The organism is Flaviflexus ciconiae, assembly GCF_003971195.1.
Lineage (GTDB): Bacteria > Actinomycetota > Actinomycetes > Actinomycetales > Actinomycetaceae > Flaviflexus > Flaviflexus ciconiae.
In genome coordinates, this window is sequence record NZ_CP034593.1 from 56,575 (window position 1) to 73,077 (window position 16,503).

A 16,503-nucleotide genomic window follows, 5' to 3' on the forward strand; every position below is an offset into this window, starting at 1 on the left:
CATGACCTCTCATACAGCAGGCGGCAGATCTGGTGCAGAAGAGTGGCTGAATCCGCGCATTGCATGTGCCCCTGCCGTGCACGCCGTACGCCGGTGGCTTTGGGCGGGGCTAGGTGAGGACTTCTGGGTATGCTGGGCTAGGCCGATCCACCGCCCGCTATGCGACCCAGAATGACCTGAGCTACTGGGCTGGGTCGGGTTGAGGATTTCGTCGACGAGAGAGAACAAGAAGTACATGACTGAAGAAGCGAACATTTTCGATTCCCTTGAGGATTTCATCGCGGCACCCCGAATCACTGGCCTAACCTCACGCCACGGACGGACCGTTGCCTCCGTGGCCTCCCTGTCCAAGAAAAAGGACACCTACGTGACAAGGCTCGTCGAGGTCGGGGAAGAGCCCGTGCGGCTCACGCGCTCAAAGAAGGGCGATACTCTCCTGGCGATCGGCGAACGCGGAGAAATCTACTTCACGTCCCAAAGGGATGACGATGATTCATCCGAAGATGTCAACAAGGCCATCTGGATGCTTCCCCCGAATGGTGAAGCCCGCGTCGTCCTGCGCCGGCCCGGTGGGGTGAAGTCCATTGTCGCCACCGGTGGCAAGCTCTTCATTGTTGCTCAGACTTTGAAGAATGCTGCCGATGAGGAGAAGAACCTCGAGGTTGCGAAGGACCGGAAGGAACGTGGAGTGTCCGCGATCCTCCACGAAACATTCCCCGTCAGGTTCTGGGACCACGACCTCGGGCCCGCTTATCCGCGGGTGTATGAGGCAGAACTCCCGAGCCTCGACGGTGACGACCTGATCGAACTCAAGCCGGTTGAAATCCCTGAGGGGAGGCTACAGGGCATCGAGGTCTCCGAAGACGGCACCCGAATCCTCGTCACCATCGAGACCCTCGTCGGCGGCACCACTCAGGTGCGTAGCGTCTACTCCGTTCATGACGGCAAGATTGCCGCCGTTGCGCTCGCGGATCACCTCTCCGACACGGCAGCCGAGAACCCGGTGGAATTCGGGGCAGGCCCGATCTCCCCGGATGGCTCGCGCGCCATGATCAGCGCCTCGACCGGCAACCGGGATGGCAAGCCTCGCAGGTCCTGGCTCGAGGTCTACAGCTTCGAGTCCGGCGAGCGGAAGCCGCTCACCGATTCGTTTGACGACTGGACGACCGGTGGCGAGTGGCTCGATAACAACACGCTCGTAGCATCCGCGCCCAGGAAGGGACGTTCCTCCGTATATCGGGTGGATGTTGCCACGGGAGAGTTCACTCTCCTAACCGATGACGACCTGTCCTACAGCTCCGTTGGCCTGGTAGACGGCAAGATCGTGTGCCTGCGCTCCTCGATCGTCCAGCCGGCCACGCCGGTGCAGATCGACCCGGCAACCGGCGCGGTTACCGAGCTTCCGAGGCTCACCCCCGAGATCGCGAGCGTCGGCTCGCTCACCGAGGTGACCGCCAAGGGCGAGGACGGAACCGATATCAGGGCCTGGCTGGCACTGCCGGATTCCTCCGAGCCCGCTCCGCTTGCCGTGTTTGTGCACGGCGGCCCGTGGGGTTCCTGGAACGACTGGACGTGGCGCTGGAACCCGGGACCGTTCATGGCTGCTGGATACGCGGTTCTCATGCCGGACCCGGCGATCTCAACCGGCTACGGCCAGGCCATGATCGACCGCGGCAATGACGAACTTGGCGGAGCCCCCTACACGGACATCCTTGCCCTCATTGACGTGACGGAAGCCCGCGAGGACATTTCGGGTGAGAACACGGCGCTTCTCGGCGGTTCTTACGGTGGCTACATGGCGAACTGGATGGCGGGGCACACGGGGGATCGATTCTCCTGCATTGTCACCCACGCATCCCTGTGGAATGTTGATTTCATGGGACGCACCACCGACAACGGTGAATGGCACGAGTGGATGGCACCCACGCAGGCAAAAACCTATTCACCCCACGCGTTTGCGGAGCAGATTGAAGTTCCCATGCTCGTCATTCATGGCGACAAGGACTACCGTGTTCCGCTGTCGCAGAGCCACGCCCTCTGGCACGCTCTGCTGCGCGATTCGAAGGTCGATGGTCACCGGTTCCTGTACTACCCGGACGAGAACCACTGGATCCTCAAGCCCTCGAACTCGCTCGTCTGGTACGAGACCGTCATGGCATTCCTCGCCCAGCACGTGCGTGGCGACGAGTGGAGGCGTCCCGAACTCCTCGGCTAAGTAAGTGCATCGGAATCTCGATACGCCCGGGCCGGAGATAGCGAGCAGTTGCTACACCCGGCTCGGGCGCTTCTATTTGCCCCATCCACGCGTTCTTTCCTACCGTCGATCGAACCCGGTTGCGGCGACGCGCCGACGGTGCCGGGCCGGAGTTGCGCGAACCGGAATGGGTTGGGATTGGCGCTCTCGGGTGAGCGATAGGATTGGTGCGTGTCGAATCGCTTACAGATGAGGACGAGATTCCCCGCGGTAATGGTAGTTTCTCGTAAGGTAGGGGGTTTGAAGGAGGAGCTATGAAAGTCTTTGTCCAGGTTCCTTGTCTGAACGAGGAGCACACCCTTCCGTTGGTGCTCGAATCGATCCCGAAAGAGATCCCGGGCGTTGACTCGATTGAGATTCTCGTTGTTGACGATGGGTCGACCGACCGTACCGTCGAGGTTGCCAAGTCCTACGGCGTGACACACTTCGTGCGTCACGCTCGCAATATGGGTCTTGCCCGCTCCTTCCGCGACGGGGTTGACTACGCGCTGTCGCATGGCGCCGATATTGTCGTGAACACGGATGGCGACAACCAGTATCCACAGCAGCGAATCCCGGACCTGGTTGCCCCGATCGTGGCGGGCCGCGCCGACATCGTGATCGCCGACCGTCAAACCTCAAAGATTGCGCACTTCTCGAAGTTTAAGAAGCTCATGCAAAACGTCGGTTCGAAGGTCGTAAACGTTGCCGCGGGCACGAGACTGCCCGACGCGGCATCGGGCTTCCGTGCCTACTCCCGTTCTGCCCTGTACCGCCTGAATGTCGTCACCCAGTTCTCGTACTGCATGGAAACGATTATTCAGGCGGGTAATAAGAGGCTGCGGATCGAGTCGGTTCCGGTCACGACGAATCCGAAGACTCGCGAATCGCGCCTGTTTAAGAACATTTGGCAGCACATGTTCAAGTCGGGCCTTGCGATCGTCCGTTCTTTCCTCATGTTCAAGCCCTACGTCATCCTCGGATGGCTCGGCGGGCTCATGATGGTGGCTGGTCTTGTCCCGTTCATCCGGTTCTTTATCTTCTGGCTCCAAGGTGACGGCGCCGGCCACATTCAGTCCCTGATTCTTGGTTCCTCGATGCTGGTCGGCGGGCTCCTCTGCCTTGCCCTCCTCGTGATCGCCGATCTGCTACGAACAAACAGGGTTCTCCTCGAAGATCAGCTGGAGCGAATAAAGGCCGTTCAGTACGGTTTGGATCCGGTAACCGAGGATCCGCGGATTGAGGCCCCCGATGGTCTTCTCGAGCAGGAAGCAGATGAAACCCGGTGACTGAACGGCGCACGAGAGTCCTCCTCCTCGCATCGACCTTCCCTGCCGAGCCGGGTGACGGCACGCCGGAATTCGTCGGCGACCTAGCCGTGGAACTGGCGAAAACCATGGACGTGAGGATTCTTGTCCCGTCCGTGCCGGACGCGCCGACGCGCTCGACATATCGCGGCGTCGACATTTACCGCTTCCGGTTTTTCCCGCGCCGCTGGGAAGACCTTGCCGACGGTGCGATCCTGGAGAACATTCGGGGCCGCAGGATCCGCGCACTCCAAATCGTTCCCTTCTTCGTTTCCGAGATCTATAACGTGGCCCGCCACATCCGCTCCTTCAAACCGGATGTCATTCATGCCTTCTGGATCATCCCTCAGGGATTGTCCGCCTTTGTCGTGAACCGGAAAATCCCGGTCCTCCTGACCACCCTCGGCGGTGATCTCTACGCCCTCGTCGACACTCCGCTACGCGGCCTAATCACGCGGATCGTGAAGCATGCGAAGCACACGACCGTCATGAATGCTCAGATGAAGGGGGAAGTGGAGAGGCTCGGAATTGATTCCTCCGCGGTGTCCGTTGAGCCGATGGGTGCCGACCTGTCCGGAATTGTTCCCCACGACGTTAGAGAAACCGATACCGTTGAGATTCTTTTCGTGGGCCGCCTCGTCGAAAAGAAGGGCCTGCGCCACCTCATCGCTGCCCTCAAAAATGTTGAAACCAATTATCGCCTGACCGTGATCGGGCACGGCCCCTCGAAGAGGAACTCAAGCAACTGGCGGATGGCATGCCCGTCTCGTTCGTTGGCGAGAAACCAAAGACTGAACTGCGTGCCTGCTATTCGTCTGCCGACATGATCATCCTCCCGTCCGTCCGGGCCGCCTCCGGCGACCAGGATGGTCTTCCCGTTGTTCTCCTGGAATCCCTTGCCTCCGGCCTACCCACCATTGCCTCCGACCTTCCCGGAATTGACACCGTCGTCTCCCACCGGAAAACCGGACTCCTCGTCACCCCGGCGACGAAGCGGCGCTCACCCGCGCCATCGATGAGCTTGCAGCCGATACGGAATTGCGCCGCACCCTTTCCGAAGCGGGCAAGGACCGCGTTGCCGACCGCTCCGTCGTTGCCGTCGGAGAGCGTTATGCGCCGTTGCTCAAAAAGATCGCGGGTATGCGATGAGAATCGGAATTGTTGGGGCCAACGGCTTCATCGGAAGTGCCCTCACCGCAGCCGTACAGAAGGCGGGCCACAGCGCCGTACCCTTCACGCGCGCAAACCCGATCTCGGGCGGTAACCGTTATCGCCCGGTCAGCGCCGGCGCCGACCAGAACAGGGTTGCCGGTGAAGACGCTGCTCGAGCAGGCGCCGGGGACCTCGACGCCGTCGTGTGGGCGGCCACGTCATCGACTCCCGCCACGATCGCAGCTGATCCCGGCACGGGGGAAACTGAGCTCAAAGAGTTCGAAGAAACCTGCGCGGCCCTGGCTCGCGGCGGCGACACCCGGTTTATTCTCCTCTCGTCGGGAGGAACCGTTTACGGCCATGGTCACCCGCCCCACCGCGAAGACGATGCGCTGTCGCCAACGAACGATTATGGAAAATTCAAGGTTCGGATGGAAGAGGTTTGTCGGAGCATCTTCCCGGACTCGACAATCCTGCGGATCTCGAATGTTTACGGCCCCGGCCAGCGCGCCAGAGGAGGCCAGGGCGTTCTCGGCCACTGGATGAAGGCGCTCCGCAACGGCGGAACTCCCGTGATCTACGGGGATCCAACGGTCGCTCGCGACTACGTCTACATCGCTGATTGCGCGTGCGCTATTGTGGCGGCAACTGAAACTCCGTCCGCGTCCGGCCAGACCATCAATATTGGCTCCGGAGAGCCCACCTCGCTGGAGGCACTTGCCGGAGTTCTTGCGGGCGTCACCGGCATTGATACTGCCCCTCAGATTCTTGAGGGACGGCCCTACGACAACAGGTCGACGTGGCTCGCCACGACCCGTGCCCGGGACCTGCTTGGCTGGTCCGCAACAACACCCCTCACCGAGGGTGTGCGAGCCATGTGGGAATGGAGGGATGAACGATGAAGATCCTTGGCTTTGGTACCTACAACACGTCCGTCCATCCACGCGCCGGCATCCTCCTCGAAGGACTCAAAGACGCAGGCCATACGGTCCGGGAAATTAACGAGCCCTCAACGGTCAGCACCGAATCGCGCGTTGAAGCACTGTCCTCCCCGAAGGCGGCGGCAGGCTTCTTCGGGAACCTAGCGAAGAACTGGAGCAGGCTCATAAAGGCCAGTGCGCAATACCGCGGGGAATACAGTCCTGACGTGGTCGTGGTCGGCTACCTCGGACACTTCGATGTTGTGCTTGCCCGGATCCTGTTCCCGAAGGCAACGATCGTCCTCGACCACCTCATCTACGCGGCCGACACGGCAGCGGACAGAGGAGCGCGCGGACGAGCACTCGCTTCCGTCCTATCGATCCTCGACAGGCTTGCCATTGGCGCTGCCACCGTCGTCGTCTACGACACCCCGGCACACGCGCAGCTTGCGCCGCAGTCCATGAGGCACAAGGGCGTTGTCGTTCCCGTCGGTGCACCGGATGCATGGTTCGAGGCACGCCGGCAGGACCCCGACAACGGGATTGTTTTCTTCGGGCTGTACACGCCCCTGCAGGGCGCCCCGGTCATTGCCCACGCACTCGCCCTGCTCAACAAGTCAGGGGATCTGCCAAAAACCACCATGATCGGCACGGGCCAGGACTACGACGAGGTCCGCACCATCGTTGGGGATGCACCGGTTACCTGGATTGACTGGGTCGAATCCGGTGATCTGCCCGACATCGTTGCGAACCATTCCATTGCCCTCGGCATCTTTGGAACCACCGAGAAAGCCCAGCGGGTTGTTCCCAACAAGGTGTACCAGTCGATGGCGGCGGGATGTGCGGTGATAACCTCCAGGACCGATCCCCAGCAAAAGCTCCTCGGGGACGGTGCAACCTACGTGGCACCGGGCGACCCGCAGGCGCTCGCGGATGCCATCAGAACCCTCCTGGGCGACCGAGAACTGCGCGAGGACATGCGTTCCCGGGCCGCGAAGGTCTCCGACTCTGCGTTCTCCCATGCGGCCGTTGTTGGTCCGCTCGTGGAGCGGCTCTCGTGAGGGCCGTCCTCGACGCCCTCCGGTCGCCTGCCTTCCGCGCGATCTTCATGGTTGCCGCCATAGCGGCAGCGATCTGGGCCGTGATCGGCAACTGGGATGAAGTCTCGGCCGCGCTGTCGCGCCTCGACTGGTGGATCGTTGTCCTCTCGCTTGTCGTCTCCATCATCTTCGTCATCCTCACGATGCTGGCGTGGCGAGTAATTCTGAATGATGCTGGGGAGCCCGTGGGAAAGGGACCTGCCTGCAGGATCTTTTACGTCTCCCAGGTCGCTAAGTACCTGCCCGGCGGCGTCTGGAACTTTGTTGCGGCGGCCGAGATGGGAGCGGACTACAACATTTCCCGCAGGCGTTCCGTCACCGTTCTACTGATGTCGATGGCGGTCAGTGTTGTGACGGGCCTTGCCCTTGCAGCTATCGCGATCGTCTTTGGCCCTCGGGCACGAGCGCCTACTGGTGGGTGCTGCTGGTCCTCCCGGTTCTTGCGATCGTTCTGTACCCACCGGTCCTTAATCGCCTTATCGATAAGGGCCTGGCCCTGATCAAACGGGACCGTCTTGAGCGTCCCTTCACCGGGAAAGCCATTACCGTTGCAGCGCTGTTCTCCACGGCCAGCTGGATCATTGCTGGCCTCCAGGTCTTCCTGATCCTCACCGGGCTCGGTAACGAGGCCCGGATCGACACCTACATCCTGACCGTCGGCGGCTACGCTCTCGCCTGGGTCGTGGGCTTCCTCGTCTTCTTCATTCCCGCCGGCGTTGGCGTTCGCGAACTTGCCCTCGGCGCGACCCTGGCGGGCCTCGTCCCCGGGGGCGATGTCGTTGTCGTCGTTCTTCTCAGCCGCATCCTCTTCACCGTGGCCGACCTGCTTCTGGGCCTGGGAGCATCGTTCCAGATGAGACGTGACGCAAGGAGCATCACGTGACCCGCAGTAGCTTTGTCCGTTCCAGCGCTCTTCTCACGCTTCTCGTCGTCATTGTTCAAACGGTGTGGGCCCTGACCATCCCCGCCTTTCGAGGACCGGACGAACCGCATCACGTGAACTCCATCCTCCGCATCGCCAGCGGCGGTGGATGGCCGGAACCGGGCGACGCGATGCTTGACCCGAAGATCATTGAGGCCGGACAGCAATCCGGCATGATCGTCCCGGACGGTGAAGACTTCACCCGGCAAAACCGCACCCAGCTTCATTTCTCGGGTGCCAGCCAGGCCAACTTTGTTGACATGGAAGTGGCTGACCGCGAGGACAGAATCGTCCTGTTCCCCGTCGAGGCCGCCTCACCGGAGTCTGCCGAAATCGATCAGATGACGCAGCATCCACCCGTGTACTACGCGGGCGGTGCCCTCATTGTTCAAGCTTTCGATCTGGAAGATGCTCCGTGGGATCGTCTCGTTCAGGTGCTCCGCCTGTACGGGATCTTTCTGACGATCCCGCTTGTTCCGTCGATTATCTACACGGCGAGACGGCTCGGGGCCAGCCGACCCTGGGCTCTTGCCGCAGGCTTCCTGCCACTTGCTGTTCCCCAGCTTCTGGCAACCTCCGCTTCCGTCACGAATGACACTCTCGCAATCGGACTGGGAGCACTGACCGTCGCAGCTCTTGCGAAGGCGGGCACGGAAAGAATCTCCTGGAAGACCGTGTTTCTTGTCGGGGGCTCGCTTGGTGCGGCTCTTTGGACGAAGGGACTGCTCCTAGCGCTCGGGCTTCCCCTAATCCTCGTCTTCATGCTCGCGAAGAACGAGCCTTTGAAGAAAAGGATCATCGCCACGCTTGCCTCCGGCACCCTGGCGCTCGCCATTGGTTGGTGGTGGGTTTTGAACATCTTCCGCTACGGCGTAATCCAACCGGCGGGCTTCCACCGGGATCCACCGGTGGGGTGGAGTGCTGATTCTGCCGATTTTGGTAACTTCTTTTCCACGGCCTACCGGACGTTCACAAACTCGTTCTTCTCGTCGTTCGGCTGGCTCGAATCTGACTTCCCGGCAATCATCGGCCAGGGCCTCATCATTCTCCTGATCGTCCTCGTGGTGCTCAGCGTTGTTCGTGCTGGTAACACCCGCCAGACCTACGTCATTCTGCTCAGCCCGTTCGTCGGACTGCTTCTTCTTCTCTACGTCCAAGCCTGGTCGAACTACCTGTCAACAGCGGCCGTGGCAGGAGTCCAGGGCAGGTATCTCTATCCCTGCTTCGCCGTGCTCGGCGGCATTTTTCTCGCAATCCGCAGGTACGGCACCCGCGGCTACCGGATCCTCGTTGGGGCCACTCTGACCATCGGGGCCTTCGGCTACCTGTGGATGCTCCGAAGCGCCTACCCGGGCGGCGTATGGGCGAACATGGAACGCTTTGCAGAGGTTGTCGGCCTGCCCCAGTTCGGCGTTTGGCTGATCGTCCTTGTCTATGTCCTCGTGATCGCAGCCATTGCCATGGTTGGCTTCCGCTGGGCAGAGCTGGCACCTGCCGCAGGGCACCAGGTGACATCGCCGAAGCGTAACGACTGGCTGGGCCGCTGGCAGGTTGCACGCTCACGTAGCCGCGAAGCCCGCCACGAGCATGCTGGTGACGATACGTCGCGACGCGGGAGAGCGGTCCGCGAGCGCGGCAACGCGTTGCCAAGTCCCAAGTCTTCGACGCCGCGCGGATCTTCTGCCGAGTAGGCACTTGCCGTACTTGAGTCGTTGCCCGCGAGCGCTATTCGTACGGTTAGCATCAGGACAGGAAGGGAGTAGGACATGACGAAACGCGTGTTCATGGGGGCGACCCTGCTTCTGACGGGACTTGTCATGGTGTTCCAGGTTGCCTGGGCGCTGTCCCTTCCTGGTTTCCGCGGCCCGGACGAGCCGCACCACGTGAACTCGATCCTGCGGTTAGCGAGCGGTGGGGGATGGCCGGTGCCGGGTGAGGCGATGCTTGATCCTGCCGTTGTGCAGGCGGGACGGGAATCCGGCATTATCGTTGAGCAGGCGGATAGTTTCGTCGGTATGTCTCGCACCCGCCTGGAGAACAGCGGTGTTGAGCAGCGTAGCGAGCCCCCGTTGTATACGTTCTTTGCGGAGCGGGAAGTTGTCCCGGAAGGCGAACGGTCTGCGATTGGCCCGGTGGAGATGGCCGATCCGGAGGCCGTTGAGATTGACCAGATGAGCCAGCACCCGCCGGTTTACTACGCGGGTGGGGCTGCCCTGGTTTCTGTCTTTGATTTGGAGGAGCAGCCGTGGGACAGGATGCTCACCGTGCTCCGCCTCTACGGAATACTCCTCACTGCGCCCGTTGTTCCCGCTCTTGTCTACACGGCACGCAGGCTGGGCGTGCGACGCACATGGGCGCTGGCCGCGGGCTTCCTGCCTTTCGCTATACCCCAGTACTTTGCGATTACGGGGGGCGTGACGAATGATTCGATGGCAATTGGTACGGGGGCTCTCGTTGTTGCCGCGCTAGCCAAGGCGGGTACGGAACCGATTTCTCGGAAGACCGTTCTTCTCGCGGGCGGTTCTTTGGGGCTGGCCCTCTGGAGCAAGGGGCTTCTCTTGGCGCTTGGTCTGGCACTGGTCCTTGTCTTCATGCTCAAGCGAGACGAGTCGTGGAGGCGCCGGATCGTTGCTACCGGCACGTCGGGCGTTCTCGCTCTTGCCATCGGCTGGTGGTGGATTCTCAACGTTGTGCGGTACGGCGTTATCCAGCCCTCTGGTTTCCACCGCGCGCCTGGCGCGGAATGGGATCCGGCCCTTGCCGAACCCGCGGGATTCCTATCATCCGCACTCCGTAGCATTGCCACGTCGTTCTTCTCGTCGTTTGGTTGGCTCGAGGCGAAGTTCCCGAGCGACCTCACTTTCCTGCTTTCGGGCGCCCTCATTGTTGCAGTGATCTGGGGCGTGATCGCCGCAGGCAATCATCGCCGCACGGCGGTTGCTATTCTCTCTCCCGTCGGAGGACTCGTCCTCGTTCTCTTGGCCGAGTCCTGGTCCACCTACGTTGAGACGGGAATGATCGCGGGTGTTCAGGGCAGGTACCTATTCCCGATGATCGCCGCCCTTTCAGTCATCATTCTCGGGTTGCAAAGCAGACGAGGAATCACCCTCGTTATCTTTGTCGCGATTACCGTCATCGTCGGTGCCTACGGCTACGTCTACTTCCTCGAAAGTCTCTACCCCGGTGAGGACACGAGGATTGATCTTGAGCGCTTCTCCGAAGTTACCGGTATCAGCTCCAGGACCACCACGGTCCTCATGACCGGCGTGGTTATCGTCCTTGTTGCCGCACTTGTCCTTGCAGCTATCGTTGCCCGAATCGAATCACGCCTTGACCTATCGAAAGACGAGGCAAAGGTTCGTCCGCTTCTCGGCGAGCGGCTCTTCCGCCCCGCAGGGAAACCACCCCGGGATCTGACGAAGCAGATTCGAACACGCCGGTGGGTGTCGGTGTTGAAGCCTCCGAAGCCCAGAAAGGGCCAGCTCTGAACGGTGACGCCAAGCCGCGCCACGCATCCACGGGCGATGCCGTCCATGACTCCTCTGTTGAAGGCCGCTAAACCGGCTCTTCACAGCTGAGCGAGCCATTGAGGGCTAAGCAACCTGCCGATACGACTGTGGGGAGCAACTGGTGCTCCCCACGGGACCTGATTGGTCCGCGCTAGTACTGGGCGACAGCACCGCGGTGCTAGATCACTGAACCGCGATGCTTATTGACAGAACCGCGATGGGTACTTGGATCTATTTGCTGCGCGTCGACCTATAGTCTGATGCTGCTACTTTTGTCCGCGGACGAAGCCTTCAGCGAGAGCCAGGGTGGGAAGAAGCCCCTGTTCCTTGGACGTATTCAGTCCGGGAGCATTGCGGTCCTTCTCAGAAATGATCTGGGTGATGGGATTGCCGTTGCGGTCCTCCGTGGGCCACTCGATCCCGATCGTGCGGCACAGGGGATTGATGCCGTGTTCGCGCGTCGGCGAGTACGTGGTGGAGCACAGGTAGGTGGCAACGGAGTTGTCATCCAGGGCCATGAATGCGTGGCCGAGGCCCTCGGAAATGAAGACGGCACGGCGGTCAATATCGTCAAGAACGACAGCGTCCCACTGACCAAATGTTGGGGAGTCGGTACGAATATCGACGACGACATCGAGGATCGCACCCTGGGTGCAGAAGACGTACTTGGCCTGTGACGGTGGAATGTCGGCGTAGTGGATGCCGCGGATCGTGCCGACCTTCGAGATTGACGTATTGACCTGAGCAATCTCGAGGGACCTGCCGATTGCCTCATGGAAGGCTGGCTGTTGGAAAGCTTCGAGGAAAACTCCCCGCTCGTCAGGGAATTGCTGGGGAGTGATGCGCCAAGCGCCGCTGATCGAAAGTGGCTGGATGTCCAAGGGGGCCTCCCAAATTCGGTTCAATTGTTGGATCCCACACTAGCACCTGGCATGAATATTGGGCCGGGCGCGCTAGGCTAAGACCACTGTCACCGAACGAAGGGACTGCCGATGAGGTGGATGGTTGTCGGCGCAAAGGGCATGCTCGGAACTGACCTGGTTACGCGGCTCGTTGCGGAAGGCCACGATGTTATGGCCGTGGACCGAACCGAAGTCGATATCACGAACGAAGCATCCGTCGAGCACGCGATCGACAAAGTCGACGTTGTTGTCAACGTTGCCGCATTCACGGCCGTTGATTCCGCCGAAGAAAACGAGGCGGAAGCTTTCCTCACCAACGCCGTAGGCCCTCAACACCTCGCGCGCCGCTGCAAGAAAATCGGTGCCCGGCTTGTACATATCTCCACCGACTATGTTTTCGATGGCTCGAACTCGTCCCCGTACCTGGAAAGCGGTGCCGTCAACCCGGCGGGAGCCTACGGACGGACGAAGGCCGCGGGTGAATGGGCGGTGCGCGCAGGTACCGACGACTACATTATTGTCCGCACAGCATGGCTCTACGGTGCTCACGGCACGTGCTTCCCGAAGACCATGGCCGAGCTTTCAAACAAGAACTCGACCCTGTCTGTCGTTACCGACGAAGTTGGTCAACCGACATGGACCGCCGACCTCGCAGACCTGATCCTCCGCCTCGTGCTCGCCGAGGTGCCTTCCGGCACCTACCATGGCACTTCCTCGGGGCGAACCAATTGGCACAGCTTTGCTCAGGCCATCATGACCTCCCTCGATAAGGACCCGGACATCGTTAAGGAAACAACGGCCGCAGCATTCCAGCGTCCCGCCCCGCGCCCGTCCTTCTCAGTTCTTGGCCACAACCAGCTCGTCGCCGTCGGCGTCGACCCGATCGGTAACTGGCTCGAACGCTGGAACGAAGCCGCCCCGGCAGTCCTTGCAGAGTTCAAGGACTAGAGCGGACGCAACCCAGGTGCTGCACTCCTCGTTCGGAAGACTCTCATCGATCTACCCTAAGAACCGGGATTGAATAGCAATCAAGCTTTCAACGAGACAAGCTTTCATCTAAACAAGCTTTTAACTAGACAAGGTTTCATCTAAATGTCGGTCGGTCACGCACTAAGCGAGACCGACCGACATTTGTATGAGGTTTGAGGGGGCCGTCCCCTTTGTTCATACGGCACCGGCGTTAGCCACAACGTGGTTGGCGTGGTGGCTCTTACTTACCTCGCTCGACGAGGTTGAGGAGGTACTGGCCGTAGCCGGACTTCACGAGAGGCTCCGCGCGTTCGACGAGCTCCTCATCGGTGAGGAATCCCATGCGCCACGCGACCTCTTCTGGCACGCCGATCTTCAGGCCCTGGCGGGCCTCGACTGTACGCACAAAGCTTGTCGCATCAGCAAGAGAATCGAACGTGCCGGTATCGAGCCAGGCCGTGCCGCGGGGGAGGACCTCCACTGACAGCTTGCCTTCACGCAGATAGTGAGCGTTGACGTCCGTGATCTCGTACTCGCCCCGAGCCGAAGGCTTTAGGTCACGAGCAATCGCAACGACGTCATTGTCATAGAAGTACAGGCCAGGAACCGCATAGTTTGACTTCGGCTTTGTTGGCTTCTCCTCAATCGACAGGGCCTTGAACTCGCGATCGAACTCTACCACGCCGTAACGTTCGGGATCGTTGACGTGATAGGCGAAAACCGCACCACCATCGGGATCAATGTGGCGGCGTAGCTTTGCTCCCATACCTGGGCCGTAGAAGATGTTGTCACCCAAGACCAGTGCCGCTGCATCATCGCCAACAAAGTCGGCTCCCAGAACGAAGGCCTGAGCCAGTCCATTGGGAACTTCCTGGACGGTGTAGGAGAGGTTCGCTCCCATCTGGCTACCGTCGCCAAGCAGACGGTGGAAAGACTCCGCGTCATGCGGGGTCGTAATGATGAGAATGTCTTTGATCCCAGCCAGCATAAGAGTCGACAGAGGATAGTAGATCATTGGCTTGTCATAGACCGGAACAAGCTGCTTGGACACACCCAGGGTGATGGGGTGCAGGCGTGTGCCGGAACCACCGGCAAGAATAATGCCACGCATAACTGAACCTTCCGGTAGGGGATGTGCTTCGCCCATTATTGCCTGAAACCCGTGGGAGCGCACGAGTAGTAGCCGGTAACGGGTACTCGAATCAGGGAGGATTCAGGAACTGTTCGTCAACGTCCCAGGCTGAGCAGACATGCATCGCCTTCAAGTCGGGAGGAGGATACTGCGTGACCTTCGCGACCGATCATGCTGGTGCCAAGGGGCGAATAATGCTGGCACTAAGCGGCCGATCCGGGCCCGAACGACCAAAGCTGTCGGATCCAATCCGCCTATGTTCCCAAACTTCTAATTGACTTGCGCTCTCAGGGACGGCATGTTCTTAGGGACGAAGCGTTCTCTCAGACTCGGGGTAGGCGAACGGCTCCCTCAACCTGCTCTGCCTTTTCTGCCGAGTCCGCGTCGGCAACGACAAGGGTCCAGTCCTTTTGAAGGGCGGAAAGGAACGTGGAGAGGAGTTCCTGGGGCGTTGGATCGACGAGAAGGAGGCGGCCGCTTCCCTCCGGCAGATCGACCTGAAAGTCTGCCGCGTTGGAGTCCGCACCAAGAGTTTCGTCGAGGAGAATGTCTGGCTGGGAAAGAACTTCACCGTTGCCGTCGGTTACCCCTGTTGGAAGATCACCGGGGTAGGACAGATCGAGGGCCCCGAGGGAAACGGCAATGACTTCGTCGGCGTCCCCGGAGGGATCGGTGGTGACCAGTGTTTCCCCGTCTTCGAAGCCAACGGTGGCGCCGGCCAGAAGCCCGCCGAGGCCCCAGGTGATGAGACGCCAGTGACTTGGCAGGTCCAGTTCTAGATTGCTACCAGCATCGATCATGAGATCGTCAGCGAGGAAGTTAGCTGCCTTAGCGACGTGGTTGGCGACAACTTTGCCGGAGAGCTCGAGGCGGGGAGCCCCGGCCGAGCTCCCATAAAGCGTGAGCACCGGTAGAGCGCCCCGGCTGAGCAGGGCGCGATACACGTCAATTGCAGTCACAGTCCAAGAGCCTTTCGTCCGGCCGCTACGCAGGCATTAGAGGCGCCTGCAACAAAGGAAGAACCATCCCAGATAGGAGTTGATAGTTCTGCCCCATTGTAGCCTTCGTAGATCCCGCCGGCCTGCTGGATAATGTGGATTCCCGCCGCCACATCCCACGAGTGAACTCCCGTCGAGAACGAGGCAACGGCCCTGCCGTCTGCCACGTAGCAAAGGTCGAGAGCTGTGGAGCCCGGGCGGCGCATCGACCGGAACGAACGTCCCGCTTCCCGCCATCTCACCAGCGCGGAATCATCAGCAGAGTTGATCTTTGGGTATTCCGTGGCGCACAGACCATCCGAAGGAACAGCGTCCCGCTGGACGGAGAGCCTGCGAGTCTCGTAACCGGGCTCATCCAGGTATGCGCCCGTGTCGTCAGCCGACCAAATCCGGTTGACGATGGGCTGGCAGACCCCGGATGCCACAAACTCTCCACCGCGGGCGGCCGAGATTGAGATGCACCAGTAATCCCATCCGCCAGCAAAGTTGGAGGTGCCGTCGATCGGGTCGACGATCCAGATCAGATCGTTTGGGGAGGGCTCCCCAGTGTCACCCGTGCGGTTGGACCATCCGGTCTCTTCACCGAGAACCACCGACTCGGGGAACCGCTCAAAGATTGCTTCCCGGATTGCTACCTCGGTGGCGCGGTCGTGCACGGTCACGACATCGTGAAAATCTGTCTTCGTGTCGATCGCCCCAGCATCCCTGTTCGCGGCCCTCAGACCTGGGGAAAGGGTGGTGCAGAGATCGATAATGAACTGGCGAATTTCGGACGGTGTCGTATCAAGCACATATCAATGCTGACACGCCGGGGAGCAACACGCCAATGAGGCTGTGAAGAGAATCCAATCTTTATGGGCGATTTGTGGCGTGTCTATCGGCCACTTGAGAGAATTCTCGAGATAACTTGCCTTTTTCACCTTGACTAATTGGGTCTTACACGGTTGTAATTTACTCAGTGACCGAATTAGTAAGGGGGTTCGATCAGATGTGGAATCTGACCGGCAACCAGGCGCCTCATCCGCGCCATGAAAGCAAGGGAGCGTCCGTAACGGAGCTTCCCACCAGCACAAGCTCACTGTTCCATAACCTGTGGGGGCTCGGCTACGACGAGGGAGAACTCGGCTGGCTCGACAGAGCGCTGTGCGCCGAAACCGATCCCGATATTTTCTTCCCGGAGAAGGGCGGCTCCACCGCCCCTGCAACCAGCGTGTGCCAGAATTGTGAAGTTCGTGGGGAGTGCCTCGAGTACGCCCTGTCGAACGATATTCGCCACGGCATCTGGGGAGGCATGTCAGATAATGACCGCAGAAGGGCTTCGCGCCAGCGCAGGCGGGCCGCTGGAGAACGGTAATCAGC

Annotated in this window: 14 protein-coding genes and 1 pseudogene; 11 read left to right on the forward strand and 4 right to left on the reverse strand. The window is 60.5% G+C overall.

What is annotated here, in order from left to right:
* Positions 1 to 235 precede the first annotated feature (235 nt).
* The 9 genes and pseudogenes from EJ997_RS00235 to EJ997_RS00275 all read left to right on the forward strand — a co-directional run bounded on the left by EJ997_RS00235 (position 236) and on the right by EJ997_RS00275 (position 11,122).
* Positions 236 to 2,215, forward strand: a complete 1,980-nt coding sequence (locus EJ997_RS00235; protein WP_126702794.1) for a S9 family peptidase — start codon at positions 236 to 238, stop codon at positions 2,213 to 2,215.
* Between the two features lie 293 nt (positions 2,216 to 2,508).
* Positions 2,509 to 3,522 carry a glycosyltransferase family 2 protein gene (locus tag EJ997_RS00240; protein ID WP_126702795.1) on the forward strand — a complete coding sequence of 338 codons (1,014 nt, stop codon included), beginning with the start codon at positions 2,509 to 2,511 and terminating at the stop codon, positions 3,520 to 3,522.
* Positions 3,519 to 4,468 (forward strand): annotated as a pseudogene (locus EJ997_RS00245) (glycosyltransferase); the annotation flags it as partial. The gene EJ997_RS00240 and the pseudogene EJ997_RS00245, both read left to right, overlap by 4 nt.
* Positions 4,469 to 4,685: 217 nt before the next feature.
* Positions 4,686 to 5,594: an NAD-dependent epimerase/dehydratase family protein gene (locus EJ997_RS00255; RefSeq protein ID WP_126702798.1), complete on the forward strand. Its 909-nt coding sequence runs from the start codon at positions 4,686 to 4,688 to the stop codon at positions 5,592 to 5,594.
* Positions 5,591 to 6,673: a glycosyltransferase family 4 protein gene (locus EJ997_RS00260; RefSeq protein ID WP_126702799.1), complete on the forward strand. Its 1,083-nt coding sequence runs from the start codon at positions 5,591 to 5,593 to the stop codon at positions 6,671 to 6,673. The genes EJ997_RS00255 and EJ997_RS00260 overlap by 4 nt, the downstream gene beginning before the upstream one ends.
* The gene (locus EJ997_RS13305) at positions 6,670 to 7,212 is read left to right on the forward strand and encodes a lysylphosphatidylglycerol synthase domain-containing protein (RefSeq protein WP_228201518.1); all 543 of its coding nucleotides are present in this window, start codon (positions 6,670 to 6,672) and stop codon (positions 7,210 to 7,212) included. The genes EJ997_RS00260 and EJ997_RS13305 overlap by 4 nt, the downstream gene beginning before the upstream one ends.
* Complete coding sequence (locus EJ997_RS13310) at positions 7,131 to 7,595, forward strand: lysylphosphatidylglycerol synthase domain-containing protein (protein ID WP_228201519.1); 465 nt, start codon at positions 7,131 to 7,133, stop codon at positions 7,593 to 7,595. Before EJ997_RS13305 ends, EJ997_RS13310 begins: the two co-directional genes overlap by 82 nt.
* Positions 7,592 to 9,325 (forward strand): DUF2142 domain-containing protein, encoded by a 1,734-nt coding sequence (locus EJ997_RS00270; protein WP_126702800.1) that lies wholly within the window; start codon positions 7,592 to 7,594, stop codon positions 9,323 to 9,325. The genes EJ997_RS13310 and EJ997_RS00270 overlap by 4 nt, the downstream gene beginning before the upstream one ends.
* A gap of 75 nt (positions 9,326 to 9,400) precedes the next feature.
* Positions 9,401 to 11,122: a DUF2142 domain-containing protein gene (locus tag EJ997_RS00275; protein ID WP_126702801.1), complete on the forward strand. Its 1,722-nt coding sequence runs from the start codon at positions 9,401 to 9,403 to the stop codon at positions 11,120 to 11,122.
* Between the two features lie 287 nt (positions 11,123 to 11,409).
* On the opposite strand, the gene EJ997_RS00280 is transcribed toward EJ997_RS00275, so the two are convergent.
* On the reverse strand, positions 11,410 to 12,024 hold the full coding sequence (locus EJ997_RS00280; RefSeq protein ID WP_126702802.1) for a dTDP-4-dehydrorhamnose 3,5-epimerase family protein: 615 nt from the start codon (positions 12,022 to 12,024) through the stop codon (positions 11,410 to 11,412).
* A gap of 111 nt (positions 12,025 to 12,135) precedes the next feature.
* Here EJ997_RS00280 and rfbD point away from each other — a divergent pair, with 111 nt between their 5' ends.
* Positions 12,136 to 12,993, forward strand: coding sequence for a dTDP-4-dehydrorhamnose reductase (rfbD, locus tag EJ997_RS00285; RefSeq protein ID WP_126702803.1), 858 nt, complete (start codon positions 12,136 to 12,138; stop codon positions 12,991 to 12,993).
* Between the two features lie 262 nt (positions 12,994 to 13,255).
* Here the strand turns inward: rfbD and rfbA are convergent, their stop codons facing one another.
* The 3 genes from rfbA to EJ997_RS00300 all read right to left on the reverse strand — a co-directional run bounded on the left by rfbA (position 13,256) and on the right by EJ997_RS00300 (position 15,935).
* Positions 13,256 to 14,125 (reverse strand): glucose-1-phosphate thymidylyltransferase RfbA, encoded by an 870-nt coding sequence (gene rfbA, locus EJ997_RS00290; RefSeq protein ID WP_126702804.1) that lies wholly within the window; start codon positions 14,123 to 14,125, stop codon positions 13,256 to 13,258.
* Between the two features lie 344 nt (positions 14,126 to 14,469).
* Positions 14,470 to 15,105: a TIGR03089 family protein gene (locus EJ997_RS00295; RefSeq protein WP_126702805.1), complete on the reverse strand. Its 636-nt coding sequence runs from the start codon at positions 15,103 to 15,105 to the stop codon at positions 14,470 to 14,472.
* Complete coding sequence (locus EJ997_RS00300; RefSeq protein ID WP_126702806.1) at positions 15,102 to 15,935, reverse strand: inositol monophosphatase family protein; 834 nt, start codon at positions 15,933 to 15,935, stop codon at positions 15,102 to 15,104. Before EJ997_RS00300 ends, EJ997_RS00295 begins: the two co-directional genes overlap by 4 nt.
* A 197-nt stretch (positions 15,936 to 16,132) precedes the next feature.
* Here EJ997_RS00300 and EJ997_RS00305 point away from each other — a divergent pair, with 197 nt between their 5' ends.
* On the forward strand, positions 16,133 to 16,498 hold the full coding sequence (locus EJ997_RS00305; RefSeq protein WP_126702807.1) for a WhiB family transcriptional regulator: 366 nt from the start codon (positions 16,133 to 16,135) through the stop codon (positions 16,496 to 16,498).
* Positions 16,499 to 16,503 lie beyond the last annotated feature (5 nt).